Annotated in this window: 16 protein-coding genes; all 16 read left to right on the top strand. The window is 36.8% G+C overall.

The window, feature by feature from the left end; translation table 11 throughout:
• Positions 1-14 precede the first annotated feature (14 nt).
• The 16 genes from BMX18_RS01590 (at position 15) to BMX18_RS01520 (ending at position 14476) form a co-directional block, all read left to right on the top strand.
• On the top strand, positions 15-359 hold the full coding sequence (locus BMX18_RS01590) for an SPASM domain-containing protein (protein WP_307770177.1): 345 nt from the start codon (positions 15-17) through the stop codon (positions 357-359).
• A complete protein-coding gene (locus BMX18_RS01585; RefSeq protein WP_093814801.1) occupies positions 352-1530 on the top strand; it encodes a ryptide export MFS transporter in 1179 nt (392 codons plus the stop codon). Before BMX18_RS01590 ends, BMX18_RS01585 begins: the two co-directional genes overlap by 8 nt.
• Positions 1531-1789: 259 nt before the next feature.
• Entirely contained in the window at positions 1790-2527 is a 738-nt protein-coding gene (locus tag BMX18_RS01580) for an alpha/beta fold hydrolase (protein WP_093814799.1), read from the top strand.
• Between the two features lie 16 nt (positions 2528-2543).
• The gene (locus BMX18_RS01575; RefSeq protein WP_074626526.1) at positions 2544-2861 is read left to right on the top strand and encodes a TfoX/Sxy family protein; all 318 of its coding nucleotides are present in this window, start codon (positions 2544-2546) and stop codon (positions 2859-2861) included.
• A gap of 101 nt (positions 2862-2962) precedes the next feature.
• A complete protein-coding gene (locus BMX18_RS01570) occupies positions 2963-3718 on the top strand; it encodes an N-acetyltransferase (protein ID WP_093814797.1) in 756 nt (251 codons plus the stop codon).
• A gap of 26 nt (positions 3719-3744) precedes the next feature.
• Positions 3745-4239, top strand: coding sequence for a GNAT family N-acetyltransferase (locus BMX18_RS01565; RefSeq protein ID WP_093814795.1), 495 nt, complete (start codon positions 3745-3747; stop codon positions 4237-4239).
• Positions 4240-4264: 25 nt separating this feature from the next.
• Positions 4265-4432: a glycine zipper domain-containing protein gene (locus BMX18_RS09330; protein WP_180366617.1), complete on the top strand. Its 168-nt coding sequence runs from the start codon at positions 4265-4267 to the stop codon at positions 4430-4432.
• A 176-nt stretch (positions 4433-4608) separates the two neighbouring features.
• Positions 4609-5514 (top strand): NAD-dependent epimerase/dehydratase family protein, encoded by a 906-nt coding sequence (locus BMX18_RS01560; protein ID WP_093814793.1) that lies wholly within the window; start codon positions 4609-4611, stop codon positions 5512-5514.
• A gap of 10 nt (positions 5515-5524) precedes the next feature.
• Entirely contained in the window at positions 5525-6121 is a 597-nt protein-coding gene (locus tag BMX18_RS01555; RefSeq protein ID WP_093814791.1) for a transglutaminase domain-containing protein, read from the top strand.
• Positions 6122-6175: 54 nt separating this feature from the next.
• Positions 6176-6583: a GNAT family N-acetyltransferase gene (locus tag BMX18_RS01550; protein ID WP_093814789.1), complete on the top strand. Its 408-nt coding sequence runs from the start codon at positions 6176-6178 to the stop codon at positions 6581-6583.
• 104 nt (positions 6584-6687) lie between these two features.
• Complete coding sequence (locus tag BMX18_RS01545) at positions 6688-7152, top strand: nucleoside deaminase (protein ID WP_093814787.1); 465 nt, start codon at positions 6688-6690, stop codon at positions 7150-7152.
• Positions 7153-7269: 117 nt separating this feature from the next.
• Entirely contained in the window at positions 7270-8034 is a 765-nt protein-coding gene (locus BMX18_RS01540) for an alpha/beta fold hydrolase (RefSeq protein WP_093814785.1), read from the top strand.
• Between the two features lie 28 nt (positions 8035-8062).
• Complete coding sequence (locus BMX18_RS01535) at positions 8063-8464, top strand: ASCH domain-containing protein (protein WP_074566478.1); 402 nt, start codon at positions 8063-8065, stop codon at positions 8462-8464.
• A 316-nt stretch (positions 8465-8780) separates the two neighbouring features.
• Positions 8781-10436 (top strand): SulP family inorganic anion transporter, encoded by a 1656-nt coding sequence (locus BMX18_RS01530; protein WP_093814783.1) that lies wholly within the window; start codon positions 8781-8783, stop codon positions 10434-10436.
• A 344-nt stretch (positions 10437-10780) separates the two neighbouring features.
• Positions 10781-12430: a peptide ABC transporter substrate-binding protein gene (locus BMX18_RS01525; protein WP_074626542.1), complete on the top strand. Its 1650-nt coding sequence runs from the start codon at positions 10781-10783 to the stop codon at positions 12428-12430.
• A 399-nt stretch (positions 12431-12829) separates the two neighbouring features.
• Positions 12830-14476, top strand: coding sequence for a peptide ABC transporter substrate-binding protein (locus BMX18_RS01520; RefSeq protein WP_093814781.1), 1647 nt, complete (start codon positions 12830-12832; stop codon positions 14474-14476).
• The last annotated feature ends 25 nt before the right edge of the window (positions 14477-14501 follow it).

Genomic DNA, 14501 nt, shown 5'->3' with positions numbered 1-14501 from the left:
CTCAAACTAAAGGAGTGTATAATTACTGTTGGAATGTGTCCCCGTATGATAGGTTTTTTTATATTGATAATGAACTAAGTCTATTTAGATGTACTGTAACAGTTGGACGTCCTCAATACATTCTAGGAAATTTACGCACCATTGACTTGATGTCTTATCAAAACGAAACAAAGACTTTTTTAGATTATAAAGATTGTCAAATTTGTGAAATAGGTGGTTTATGTTCGGGAGGTTGCAAATTATCCGCTGATGTCGATTTTTATAAACAATGTCAATGGGAAAAACAGGAATTTGAAAAGTTTGTTAATCAAATTTTAATTCCAGAGTTGAAAGAAAAGGTGGGAGTAACGTATGTCTAACTCATTTATCAAGTTGTTAGTTTCTCAATTGTTTGCAAATTTAGCAGATATTTTCTTTAGAGTAACTATCATTGCTAACATATACATTATTTCAAAATCAGTAATTGCCACTTCATTAGTTCCTATTTTAATAGGAATATCCTCTTTTGTTGCTAGTATTTTAGTTCCTTTAGTTACTAAACGGTTAGCACTAAATAAGGTTCTATCTTTATCTCAATTCGGAAAGACTATATTATTGTTGATACTGGTAGGAATGTTTATAGTCATGAAATCAGTACCGCCCTTGGTGATGTATCTATTTGTTGTTGTAATTTCTATATTAGATGGTTTTGCAGCACCTGTTTCCTATGCTATTGTCCCACGTTATGCAACTGATTTGGGTAAGGCAAACTCAGCATTGTCAATGAGTGGTGAAGCTACTCAATTGGTGGGGTGGGGATTAGGTGGACTCTTGTTTGCAACGATTGGCCTTTTATCTACCACTCTTATAATTTTACTGTTGTATATAATTTCCAGCTTCATGATGTTATTTCTTCCTGATGCTGAGGTGGAGGTGCTAGAGTCAGAGGCTAATCTTGACATTTTAGTCAAAGGTTGGAAGTCAGTTGCTAGAGATCCTAGATTAAGACTTTTTATCTCGGCAAATTTATTTGAAATTTTCTCAAATACGATTTGGGTTTCTTCCATTATACTTGTTTTTGTAACTGAGTTATTAAATAAAACAGAAAGCTACTGGGGATATTCAAATACAGCATACTCTATTGGCATTATAACCAGTGGTTTAATTGCTTTCAGATTATCTGAAAAGTTCCTAGCTGCTAAATGGAAAAGTATTCTTTTTCCTCTTGTATCAACAGCAATAGTGACGTTGGTCATTATTTTATTTCCAAATGCACAGATGTTTTTATTTTTTTCCGCTTTAGTTGGTATGTTGTCACAGCTAAAAGAAGTTCCTGAAAGTGTATTTCTTCAGGAGACTGTAGAGGAAAATAATTTGGTCAATGTTTATTCTGTTATTGAAGTGATTTCAACACTATCATTTTCAGTATTTGTGTTACTAATGAGCTATATTACCGAGAATTTTGGCATTACCATCAGTTTTTTGTTATCAGCAATTTGTCTGATTTTAGAAGCTATTTTAATTTATATTAGACGAGACTATCTCAAGTGATACAGAAAAATGATTTTAATGAAATTGAGGATTGTAGTAGCGAGATTGAAGCATAGTTACTTTAAGTCTGATATATACTTAACAGTTGTCCTATTGTGTTATTATCAAATATTCTATCCCACTTTCTAAAAACATTAACCCCATCAAATAAAACCAAAAGTATGGTAATATGATAACAGGTACTTGATTAGTTGTGCTGTGTTATTATTTTACTAGGACTTTTGGTCTTTTTTGTTAGCATTTTGGGGAGGAGATTGTGATGAAAGTTGTTGAAGTTGGTCAAGAAAATCAAGACATTATCGTGTTACTTCACGGTGGCGGTTTGTCGTGGTGGCAATATCAATCTCAGATGGAGCTGCTGTGTGAAAACTATCATGTGGTTTTGCCAATTCTTGATGGACATGCTGGAAGTGATGTTGATTTTACAAGCATTGAAGATAATGCTAAGCGACTTCTGGATTATATTGATAAAACCTACGGTGGTTCAGTTTTTCTGATTGCTGGTTTGTCGCTTGGTGGTCAGATTCTTTTAGAAATGCTTGCTTTGCGAAAAGATATTTGTCAGTACGCTATTGTAGAAAGTGCTGCCATTATTCCAGATAAATTGACAGCAGGTTTGGTCGCTCCGCTATTTTCGATGAGTTTTCCTTTGATTAAGAAGAAGTGGTTTGCAAAGATGCAGTTTCGCTACCTTGGCATTCGAGCTGATTTGTTTGAACACTATTATGAGGACACAGTGAAACTTTCTAAGCAAAATTTGATTGCTTTTACAAAGGCTAGTAGCTTGTATCAAGTAAAGAAAAATTTGAAGAATTCGTTAGCGCGTGTTCGCATTATTGTGGGAGAAAAAGAAACTAAAAAGATGCATGCTTCAGCAAGGTATTTACATGATCTTTTACCAGACAGTCGCTTGGAAATCAAAGCTGGTCTGGCTCACGGTCAATATGCGATTAACCAGCCAGATTTATATGTGAAAGAACTTTTTGAGAGTTTATGATTAAGGAGTGAACGATATGGCATCAAGTAAAGAATACTTAGCTTTTATATTGGACCAACTTTCAGAAATTCCAGAGATTTCCTACCGTTCAATGATGGGAGAATACATCCTTTATTACCGTGGTAAGGTCATTGGTGGGATTTATGACAATCGTTTTTTGATTAAACCAACTAAGTCTGCTACAGCTTTATTACCAGAAGCAAGGCTTGAGATTCCCTACGAAGGGGCTAAAAAGATGCTTTTAGTCGATCAACTTGATGACAAAGCTTTACTCAGCCGCTTGCTGCAAGCCATGTACGAAGAATTACCTGCCCCTAAGAAAAAAAGAAACTAGCTCATCAAAGGTTAGTTTTTCTTTTGTCATAATGACTTGATTTTGCTACAATGAAAACAAAGAGTGATAACGCTTTCTTGGGCGGTTAGGAGGTGTTGATTATGGAATACATCCAAGTGACAAAAGATAATTTAGAAAACGAGCATATTTGCTGTGCTATTTCTAATAACAAAGATGCTCAAGTCTCGTCTAAAAAAGCTTGGTTATCTGAGCGCTTTGATGATGGACTTGTTTTTCTAAAAAGTGTTGAACGTGGCAAGTGTTTTATCGAGTATATCCCTGCAGAAAAGGCTTGGAATCCCATTGAGGCAGAAGATTACATGTATATTGATTGTCTCTGGGTTTCGGGTTCTTTAAAAGGTCATGGTTATTCGACTGATTTGCTGGAGGCTTGTATCGCTGATAGCAAAGCAAAAGGGAAGAATGGCTTGTGTATCTTAGCAGCAGCTAAGAAGAAACCATTTCTTGCTGATCCAAAGTACCTAGCTTACAAAGGTTTTAAAGTAGCTGATGAAGCTGATAATGGTATTCAACTTTGGTATCTGCCGTTTTCTGATGAAGCTAAAGTGCCAAACTTTAAAGCTTGTGCCAAGCACCCTCACATCGAAAAATCAGGTTATGTTTTGTATTACACCAGCCAATGTCCTTTCAATGCCAAGTACGTTCCAATCCTTGAAGAAACAGCTAAGCAAGAAGGGATTCCTTTTGAAGCGATTCAGATTACGGATAGGAAAACAGCGCAAGCTGCGCCAACACCCATAACGACCTACGCTCTTTTTTACAACGGGGATTATGTCACAAATGAGCAAATGAATGCTAAGAAATTTTTAAAACTCGTCTCAAAAGTTGGAGGATAAATATTTTTCACTAAAAAGAGGTAAGTATGATTGAGTTGAAACCACTTGTTTCAAGTGACCGTGAACAATTTATTACAGATAATCAAGAAGCTTTTAATTATGGAGCTTTAGAGGAATTTGGTCTGCGTGATGACCATTTTGAAGAAGATGGTCAAATCATCTCTCGAGAGACAATCGAAGAATCCATAGATAGCGGAGAAGCCTACCGTATCCTTGATGACGGAAAGGTTGTCGGTGGTGTTGTGGTCCGTATTGAGGGAGATAGAGGAGATTTAGATTTGCTTTTTGTTTCTCCCAAATGCCATAGCAAGGGAGTTGGCTATGGCGCTTGGTGCCAAATTGAAAAGATTTTTCCACAAGTGAAGATCTGGGAAACCGTGACACCGTATTTTGAAAAACGTAACATTCATTTTTACGTTAATCGCTGTGGGTTTAAGATTGTTGAATTCTTTAACAGCCATCACAAAGATCCAAATGATGATGAGGCTTCAGAAATGTTTCGATTTGAAAAACACTTATAGTTTCAGTTTTTAGGAGGGCAGTATTATGACTAAAGGAAATGGTATCTTAATTGGTATGGGTTTTGGAGTAGCCATTGGTGCAGGAATAGGCTTTCTAACACATAATATTGGACTATGGATGTCACTTGGTATTGCCTTTGGGGTTATGGTTGGACTGTTTATTGACAAAGATGACGATGATGAAGCTGAGTAATTTTTCAGAGAAAGAATAAGATGTTAAACTGTAGCTGTTCTTGCTGCAGTTTTTTGATTATTTTAAAGGAAGATGCAAGATAAAAGCTAAAAAACAGTTGTTCTTTGTAAGTGCTGTCTTTTTGTGCTACAATGCAAGTATCATAATATTCTGATAATTCAAAAGGAGGTTTCTGGATGAAAACAGTACTTGTAACGGGTGGCACAGTTTTTGTTAGCAAATATACAGCGGCTTATTTTGCTAAAAAAGGCTATGACGTCTATGTGCTCAATCGAAATACCAAGACACAAGTCGAAGGCGTGACTGTGATTCAAGCTGATCGACATGATTTGGGTAATCGATTGAAGAGTCTCCATTTCGATATTGTTTTGGATGTGACAGCTTATAACGCTAATGACATTTCTTGTTTAGTAGAAGCACTCGGTTCATTTGGGACATATATCATGATTAGTTCAAGTTCTGTTTATCCAGATGACGGCGCGCAGCCATTCTTAGAAACATCACAGCTCGGTGAAAATAAGTTCTGGGGACAGTATGGTCTAGATAAGATTGCAGCAGAAAAACGTTTGCTTGAGCTGGTTCCAGAAGCTTATATTTTACGTCCGCCCTATCTTTACGGACCGATGAATAATGTTTATCGCGAAGCTTTTGTCTTTGATTGTGCTAAAGATGATTTGCCATTTTATCTGCCACGCCACGGTGAATTAAAATTACAATTCTTTTATATCAAGGATTTGTGCCGCATGATGGAAGCTATTATTGAAAAGCAGCCAAAAGAGCACATCTATAATGTTGGAAATACTCAAGCGATAAGTGCTCGACAGTGGGTGAAGCTCTGCTACGCCTGCAGTAATAAAATTCCAGAATTCATCGAAGTCTTTGATGAAGTCAACCAGCGCAATTATTTTAGCTTTTACGACTACGAGTTCTTCTTAGATGTCAAAAGACAAGAGGAATTGTTGCCAGAGTTAACTCCTATAGAAATAGGCTTAAAAGAATCCTACGCATGGTACGAAAACCATGTCTTCGATGTTAAAAAGAAACCATTTTTTGATTATATTGAAAAGCATTTGAAGGGATAAAGGAGAGATTATGAATCAAACTTATTTAGAAGCTAGTAAGTATGTTGACTATCACCATCCAGAGATTCAAAAGTATGCTCTTAAATTAAAGGAAAAAAGTTGTGACCAAATTGACTTGGTAAAAAAAACTTTTCATTTTGTGAGAGATGATATCCATCATTCATGGGATGTTAAAGATAAACGTGTGACAGTTTCAGCGAGTGATTGTCTTCGTGAAGGGGTTGGCATTTGTTGGGCAAAAGCTAATCTTTTAGCGGCACTACTTCGTGCTAATGGTATTCCATCAGGTTTTTCTTATCAGCGCTTGATACTTGGATCTACTCCAGATACGGGTTATTGTATCCATGCTCTTAATACTGTCTATCTTGATTCCATAGGAAAATGGCTTCGCCTAGATGCTAGAGGAAATAAGAAAAATGTTCAAGCAGAGTTTTCGTTAGATGGTGAGAAACTTGCTTTTTATCCTAATGATATTGGAGAGATTGATTATCATGATAATCATCCTCGACCAGATCAAGGTTTAATGGCAGTTCTTGAAAAAAGTAATGATGCTATTGATATGTATTTACATCATTTACCAGATAGATTGACTGATGACATAAACTAAAGCGCGTGATAACTAACGCAGAAGACTTAGCTGAACAAAGAAAGAGGTTGTATTATGGCGGCTATTGAATACAAAGCAATTCATGATTTTAAATGCAGTGATTTGGAGCGTTTATTTCTTTCAGTGGAATGGTCATCAGGGCATTATCCAGAAAAACTTGTCCTGGCCATGCAAAATTTTAATACTGTCTATTCAGCTTGGGACGGCGACCAATTAGTCGGGATGATTTGTGTCATGGATGACGGGGTAATGAATGCTTATATTCATTATTTACTTGTTGATCCTGCCTATCAAGGTCACACGATTGGAAGTAAGTTGATTCAAATGGTCAAAGAAAAATACAAGACTTTTATGCGAATTGCTGTGATTGGCTACAATAAGGAGATTGATTTCTATGAAAATTGTGGCTTTGTCAAAAGCGAAAATTGCTCAACTTTGTTTATCACCTCTTTATGGACGTAAGACTTACAGACTTACTATTAGATGATGTAAATCAATTTTTTACGATAATACTTTCTGAAACGATATGTTATACTTAAGGTAACAGAGATGAAAGAGGTGCCCATATGGTTAATGAATACATGCAAAAGGCTATTGAAGAGGCTTACGAAGGGATTAAAAAAGGAGATGGTGGTCCCTTTGGCGCTGTTATCGTAAAAGATGGCAAGATCATTGCTAGTGGGCATAACATGGTCCTAGCTCACCACGATCCAACAGCACATGGAGAAGTAACGGCAATCAGAGCAGCAGGTCAAAAACTTGGCACGCATGATTTGTCAGGAACAACTTTGTTTACAACTGGAGAGCCATGTCCAATGTGTCTAGCAGCTTGTCTTTGGGCAAATATTGATAAAGTTTATTATGGTTGTACGATTGCTGATAATGCCATGATTGGTTTTCGTGACCAACGCTTTGATGAGCTTATGGGAGGACGAAAAAATCTCCCTGAAGATTATCTTGTTCAACTTGGGCATGATGATTGTTTGAAACTCTTTAAAGATTATCAAAACATGCAACATAACCTCTACTAAGAAATTGTAGATAAGCTAAATCGACTGTAGCACAAGTTGTTACAGTCTTTTTTCTTGAGAAAGTGATATAATGCTAGGGAGTCGATGTCAATTTAGAAGGTGAGTGTAAGCTTAGTCATGTTATGTCATGAATTTGGTGATTCTTCAAAACCGATTATCATCTTGTTACCAGGGACCATGTGTCACTGGTATGCTAACTTTGCAAAAGTTATTCCTAGCTTGATAGAAGATTTTTTTGTTGTCGTCTTTTCCTATACAGGATTTGACATTAATGACAAGAGTGATTACACGTCGGTTTTAGCAGAAGTTGAAAAGATAGAAGCACATATCAAGCATTTTTATCAGGGAAAAGTGTTAGCTATCTATGGTTCTTCACTTGGTGGTACATTTGTGGCACATTTAGTCGCAAGAAGAAAAATCCAATTATCTTATGCAGTGATTGGCAGCTCTGATTTTGACCAGTCGCATCGACTGCCTGCTTATTTGAAGAGTAAGCTCTTGGTTAAGTTGATGTGGCCATTTGTGACAAAAGGGCATTTTAAGCCAAAATGTCTGCACAGCTATTTTGAAAAAGCATCTGCAAAAGATTCTTATGTAAAAGAAATCTTTTCCTTTGTAAAAGGGATGGAGTTTGTCAGCAAGACATCACTCTTTAATCAATATTTTTCTGACTTAGTCACCCAGCTGCCTTGTCATGTAGAAAGTAGCGATTGTCAGGTGCACATTTTTTACGCGGAGAAGATGGGAAAGAAATATTTGAAACGGTATCAAGAGCATTTCAAAAATCCTATTATCCATAGACAAAATTATCGTCACGAAGAGCTTTTAGCGTCATATCCTGAAAAATGGTATCAATCTGTGATGGCAATTTGTAACATTTAATAAAAATAAGAGAGAAAAGGAAAAGTAAATGAATATCGAAAATCTTGAAAAATGGCATTTCGAGCTGACCGAGAAAGCTTGTAATAGTTTGCTTGATTTGGTTTTAAAAGGTCAGAAAAGAGCGACGTCAAGCAGCTTAGCAGCCTTTGAACTTGGTGATGAAACTATGCCAAAAGAAGGAGAGTTAAGTGTCATTACTGATTGGGATGGCAATCCTCGTTGTGTGGTGAGAACAAAGAAATTGCACATTCTTCCTTATGAGGAAATTACTTATGACCTTGCTAAGCTTGAAGGCGAAGATGAGACGTTAGACTCTTGGAAAAGAAGCCACGAGCGTTTCTTCACTCGTGAGGGAGAGATGCTTGGGTATCACTTTTCACCACAAATGTCAGTTGTCTTTGAAGAGTTTGAAGTTGTAGAGGTTTTGTAGAAAGTAGGCATTTGAATAATTTTAATATCTGAGGTGAAAATCTCAGATATTTTATTTCGGAAAATATTCTGAAAATTTGAGATAGTATTTTTGACGATTTTCAAAAATAGGGTCTAAAACAGCGTGTAGCGCTTTCATTTTGGATTTGGAATGATTTTTCATTCTGAAGAATGTTTTTGGTGGAATAACGGGCAAAAAATGCGCAAATACTAAGTTATTTTACCCGATGAGACCTAGAATTCTCACTTTCGGTGTGATAAAATGGTAGCATGAGTTCTCGTAAGCGTCTGAGAACAAATAAAAATAGGAGGAAAAGATGGACGCTTTTAAGTATATTAAGCCAAAACTGTTTAGCACTCTTAAAGATTATTCGGGTGCACAGTTTGCAAAAGACCTTGTTGCAGGGATTATTGTGGCGATTATTGCCCTACCATTGTCAATTGCTTTAGCGATTGCATCAGGTGTTAATCCAGAACAAGGTCTTTATACTGCAGTTGTCGCAGGTTTTTTTATTTCATTTTTAGGTGGTAGTCGTGTTCAAATCGGTGGACCGACAGCAGCATTCGTTGTTATCATCTACGGTATCATTGCTCAATATGGTATGGCAGGTCTTACCATTGCAACATTCTTAGCTGGTATTATGATGATTGTTATGGGGCTTCTTCGTTTTGGAGACTTGATTAAATTCATCCCTAAAACAATTACAGTTGGGTTCACATTAGGTATCGCTGTCGGAATCTTTGTTGGTCAATTAAAAGATTTCTTCGGACTAAGTATGGGGGCTGTTCCAGCTGAATTCGTTGAGAAAATGGTAGCTTACGCTCAACACATCAATACAATTAACTGGCCTACTCTTTTGATTGGTATGATTGCATTGCTTATCCAAATCTTCTGGCCACGTGTTTCTCAAAAAATCCCAGGTTCTCTTGTTGCAATTATCGTAACAACAGCTCTTGTTGGATTTGGTCACATGTCAGTTAAAACAATCGGTGACTTGTACACTATCAAAGCTGGTTTACCGTCATTTACAATGCCTGAATTGTCATTTGGTCTTATCCGTCAAATGATTTCACCAGCCTTCACTATTGCAATCTTGGCTTCTATCGAATCACTTCTTTCATGTGTGGTTTCAGATGGTATGATTGGTAGTCACCACCGTTCAAATGCTGAATTGGTCGGACAAGGTGTTGGTAACATGATGTCTGCTCTATTTGGTGGTATCCCTGCTACAGGGGCTATCGCTCGTACAGCAGCTAACGTTAAAAATGGTGGTCGTACACCAATCGCTGGTATGACTCACGCTGTGACATTGCTCTTGATCCTCTTGTTCTTGATGCCTTACGCATCACTTATCCCAATGAGCTGTCTTGCTTCAATCTTGATTATGGTTGCCTATAACATGAGTGGATGGCGTACATTCGTTCACATGCTCAAAAAAGCACCTAAGAGTGATATCGCTGTTTTGGTAATTACACTTGTGTTAACAGTCTTCTTTGACCTTGTTGTAGCTATCGAATTTGGTATGGTTTTGGCTGCCTTCTTATTCCTTAAACGTATGTCAGACGTTGCCGCAGTTCGTCAATGGGTTGATAAAGATAGCCTTGATGATGCTGAACTTTCAGAAAACACTGATTTGAAACATGTTCCAAGTAATACAGTTGTTTATGAAATTTTCGGTTCATTGTTCTTCGGTGCAGCCAATGACTTCCTTAACTTCACTCATGAAGAAGGGAAAAATGTTTTGATTCTTCGTATGCGTAATGTGCCTGCTATGGATATTTCAGGACTTGAAGCTCTTGAAGAAACACTTGAAATCTGCAAAAAACGTGGCATGACATTGATTTTATCTCACGTTAACAAACAACCATATCGTGTGATGGAAAAAGCTGGCTTTATCGAAAAAGTTGGTCAAGAAAATCTTTGTGAAAATATTGATGCTTCACTAAAACGCGCAGCAACTTTAGCAAAATAATATAGATAAAAGGGTGTCCTTTGGGCATTCTTTTTTATTATCGTGTTAGTTTTTCTCACTTATTTTGCAGAAAAGAAGCGTAAAATTTTATGCTTTTATTTTTTAATCTTTGCTAAAAGTGAAAAATCAAGAATACCAGAAGTAGTGGACTTTGCCATAAAAGTGCCTTAAAAGCCTGTATTTTCAAGCAATTTCACCATTTTTCAGCCATAAATGACATCTTGTTATCATAAAGTGAGTTTTTGAAATTTTTATTAATTTTAAAATTTTCTGTATTTTTAGAAAATAGTGTGTTATAATACCAGACATACCGAAAGAAAGTTTATGGTAGGAGGAAAAATTTTATGGAAAGTAAATCAACTTGGAAACGTGTTGGTTTGGGAGCGGTAAGTTTGGCTTCTGTCGCTCTACTAGCAGCATGTGGTGGCGGTAGCAAATCAGCTACTAATAAAGATGAAATCAATTGGTACACACCGACTGAAATCTTGTCACTTGATATTTCAAAAAATACTGACCAATATTCAGCACTAGCTATTGGGAACTCATCAAGTAACCTTCTTCGTGTTGATAAAAATGGTAATCCAAAACCAGACTTGGCTAAAAGTGTTGAAGTGTCTGAGGATGGTTTGACTTACACAGCAACTTTGCGTGATGGACTTAAATGGTCAGATGGAAGTGCTTTGACAGCAGATGATTTTGTCTATACTTGGCAACGTATGGTTGATCCAAAAACAGCTTCTGAATATTCTTATCTAGCTGTTGAATCTCACCTAGAAAATGCGGATAAAATCAATTCTGGTGAAATCACTGATCTCAATCAACTTGGAGTAAAAGCAGATGGAAACAAAGTAACTTTCACTTTGACAAGCCCATGTCCTCAATTCAAATATTATCTTGCCTTCTCTAACTTCATGCCACAGAAAAAAGCATTTGTTGAAAAAGAAGGCGATAAATACGCGACAACTTCAAAAAATCAACTTTACTCAGGTCCTTATACAATTAAAGGTTGGAATGGTAGTGAAGGTAGCTTCACATTGGTTAAAAATAAATACTATTGGGATGCTAAACACGTTAAGACTAAAAAAGTTAACATTCAAGCTATCAAAAAAGCTGATACAGCCGTTCAAATGTACAAAAATGGTGAGCTAGACACAGCAAATATCTCAGCAACATCATCTATCTATAAAGCTAATAAAGGAAACAAAGATGCTGTTCCAGTACCAGAAGCTCGTATGACTTACATCGTTTATAACGAAACTGGTTCAGTAGCTCCTCTTGCCAATGAAAAAATCCGTCAAGCACTTAACCTAGCGACTGACCGTAAAGGAGTTGTTGAAGCAGCTATCGATACAGGATCAAAACCAGCCACAGCTCTTGCAACACCAGGACTTGCTAAATTAACTGATGGTACTGACCTTTCTAAATACGTTGAACCAGGTTACAAGTACGACGAAAAAGCTGCCGCTAAATTATTTAAAGAAGGCTTAGCTGATCTTGGTACAAACTCAGTTAAATTGACAGTGACTGCTGATTCAGATGACGCCGTTACAAAAGCAGCTGTTGACTACATCAAACAAAGTTGGGAAGAAGCTCTTCCAGGCTTGAAGATTGAAGAAAAATTTGTTACCTTCAAACAACGTCTTGAAGATACTAAGAACCAAAACTTTGAAGTTGCCCTTGTATCATGGGGTGGAGATTATCCAGAAGGATCAACATTCTATGGTTTATTCTCATCAGCATCAGCTTACAACTATGGTAAAGTATCAAGCCCAGAATTTGACCAAGCTTATAACAAAGCTTTGACAACTGATGCTTTGGATACTGATGCAGCAGCAGCGGATTATAAAGCAGCTGAAAAAGTCCTTTACGAAGGTGCACACTACAATCCAATTTACTTCCGTAGTACTGAATGGCTTCAAAATCCAGATCTTAAAAACCTTGTTCGTAACTCAACAGGTCTAACAGTGGACTTTAGCCATGCTTATAAAAAGTAAGCATTAGAATTTAGTTTAACCAAATAAGCCCAACTGATGTTTGGGCTTATTTTTTGTGTGATATTTATACTTTTTATGTAAAAATATGTAAAACGATGTCAGCTTTTATACGCTGACAAATACTTTGAAAAGTATGATTATTTGAGTGATTAAAGCTCTAATAATTGCTGAAAATGATAAAAGAAAACTGATTGTAAAACACCAAAACAAGTGAATTTTTATAAAATAACGAACAATTTCCATCTCTATCAGTCTAAATGTTTGCAAAATGAGTGAAAAATGAGTGTAAGCACTCTTTTTGAAATTTTAATTAATTTTCAAATTTTCTGTATTTTTAGACAATATTGTGTTATAATACATAACATACCGAAAGAAAGTTATATGGTAGGAGGATCTATTATGGAGATCAAAACTTTAAAACGTGTCGGTCTTGGGGCTGTCACATTGTTGTCTGCTGCTACACTAGCAGCATGTGGTGGAAATAATTCATCATCAAAATCTGCTAGCAAAGATATCAATTGGTTCGTACCAACTGAAATCAGCACACTTGATATTTCAAAAGTAACTGATACTTACTCATCAATTGCTATTGGTAACTCAGGAAGTAACCTTCTTCGTGTTGATGAAAAAGGTGATTTGAAACCTGATTTGGCTAAAAAAGTTGAAGTATCTGAAGATGGTTTAACATACACAGCTACACTTCGTGACAACCTTAAATGGTCAGATGGTAGCAAATTGACAGCTGAAGATTTCGTATACAGCTGGCAACGTATTGCTGATCCAAAAACAGCTTCTGAATACTCATATCTTGTTTCAGATGCCCACGTTTTGAATGCTGAAGACGTCATTGCAGGTACTAAAGGTGTTGACCAACTTGGTGTTAAAGCTGATGGCAACAAAGTTATCTTTACTTTATCAAACCCTTCTCCACAATTTATGAGTCTTCTATCATTTGCAAACTTCATGCCACAAAGCAAAGCATTTGTTGAAAAAGCAGGTGACCAATACGGTACAACTTCTGAAAAATCATTGTACTCTGGTCCATACACAGTTTCAAAATGGAACGGTACAAATGGTAACTTCACACTTGTGAAAAACAAATACTATTGGGATGCTAAAGACGTTAAAACTAAGAAAGTAAACGTTCAAACAATTAAGAAACCAGATACAGCTGTTCAAATGTACAAAGATGGTGACCTTGATACAGCAAACATCTCAAACACAGAAGCTACATTTAAAGCTAACAAAAACCGTAAAGACGTTGTTCCAGTTCCAGAAGCAACAACAGCTTACATGGTTTACAACCAAACAGGTACTGTTACTGCATTGAACAACCTTAAAGTTCGTCAAGCACTTAACCTAGCGACTGACCGTGAAGGTATCGTTAAAGCTGCCATCGATACTGGTTCAAAAGCTGCAACTGCCCTTGCACCAACAGGTCTTGAAAAACTCCCTGATGGAACAGACTTGGCTAAATACGTATCACCAGGATACTCATACAACAAAAAAGAAGCAACTAAACTCTTCAAAGAAGGTCTTGCTGAACTTGGTACAGATTCAGTTAAATTGACTGTAACTGCTGACTCAGACGCTCCAGTTGCTAAAGCTGCTGTTGATTACATCAAACAAACTTGGGAAGAAGCTCTTCCAGGCTTGAAAGTTGAAGAAAAATTCGTTACTTTCAAACAACGTCTTGAAGATACTAAGAACCAAAACTTCGATGTTGCCCTTGTTCTTTGGGGTGGTGACTATCCAGAAGGATCTACATTCTACGGACTCTTCACTACTGGTTCATCATACAACTACGGTAAATTCTCAAATGCTGATTACGATGCTGCTTACCAAAAAGCCATCACTACAGATGCTCTAGATGCTAAAGCTGCTGCAGATGATTATAAAGCTGCTGAAAAAGCTCTTTATGACAACGCACTTTACAACCCAATCTACTTCCGTAGCACTAAGTCACTTCAAAATCCTGACCTTAAAGGTCTTGTTCGTAACTCAACAGGATTGCAAGTTGACTTCACTCACGCATACAAAAAATAAATCATTCTAGTGATGATGAGACAAG

This window comes from Streptococcus sp. 45 (assembly GCF_900108865.1).
GTDB lineage: Bacteria > Bacillota > Bacilli > Lactobacillales > Streptococcaceae > Streptococcus > Streptococcus ruminicola.
Note: the sequence above shows the minus strand (reverse complement) of the source record. Positions and strands in the feature narration are given on the sequence as shown.

Excerpts from the sequence above, each read along its gene's own strand:
- BMX18_RS01585 (WP_093814801.1), top strand. The coding sequence starts at position 352 with ATGTCTAACTCATTTATCAAGTTGTTAGTTTCTCAATTGTTTGCAAAT.
- BMX18_RS01580 (WP_093814799.1), top strand. The coding sequence starts at position 1,790 with ATGAAAGTTGTTGAAGTTGGTCAAGAAAATCAAGACATTATCGTGTTA.
- BMX18_RS01575 (WP_074626526.1), top strand. The coding sequence starts at position 2,544 with ATGGCATCAAGTAAAGAATACTTAGCTTTTATATTGGACCAACTTTCA.
- BMX18_RS01570 (WP_093814797.1), top strand. The coding sequence starts at position 2,963 with ATGGAATACATCCAAGTGACAAAAGATAATTTAGAAAACGAGCATATT.
- BMX18_RS01565 (WP_093814795.1), top strand. The coding sequence starts at position 3,745 with ATGATTGAGTTGAAACCACTTGTTTCAAGTGACCGTGAACAATTTATT.
- BMX18_RS09330 (WP_180366617.1), top strand. The coding sequence starts at position 4,265 with ATGACTAAAGGAAATGGTATCTTAATTGGTATGGGTTTTGGAGTAGCC.
- BMX18_RS01560 (WP_093814793.1), top strand. The coding sequence starts at position 4,609 with ATGAAAACAGTACTTGTAACGGGTGGCACAGTTTTTGTTAGCAAATAT.
- BMX18_RS01555 (WP_093814791.1), top strand. The coding sequence starts at position 5,525 with ATGAATCAAACTTATTTAGAAGCTAGTAAGTATGTTGACTATCACCAT.
- BMX18_RS01550 (WP_093814789.1), top strand. The coding sequence starts at position 6,176 with ATGGCGGCTATTGAATACAAAGCAATTCATGATTTTAAATGCAGTGAT.
- BMX18_RS01545 (WP_093814787.1), top strand. The coding sequence starts at position 6,688 with ATGGTTAATGAATACATGCAAAAGGCTATTGAAGAGGCTTACGAAGGG.
- BMX18_RS01540 (WP_093814785.1), top strand. The coding sequence starts at position 7,270 with ATGTTATGTCATGAATTTGGTGATTCTTCAAAACCGATTATCATCTTG.
- BMX18_RS01535 (WP_074566478.1), top strand. The coding sequence starts at position 8,063 with ATGAATATCGAAAATCTTGAAAAATGGCATTTCGAGCTGACCGAGAAA.
- BMX18_RS01530 (WP_093814783.1), top strand. The coding sequence starts at position 8,781 with ATGGACGCTTTTAAGTATATTAAGCCAAAACTGTTTAGCACTCTTAAA.
- BMX18_RS01525 (WP_074626542.1), top strand. The coding sequence starts at position 10,781 with ATGGAAAGTAAATCAACTTGGAAACGTGTTGGTTTGGGAGCGGTAAGT.
- BMX18_RS01520 (WP_093814781.1), top strand. The coding sequence starts at position 12,830 with ATGGAGATCAAAACTTTAAAACGTGTCGGTCTTGGGGCTGTCACATTG.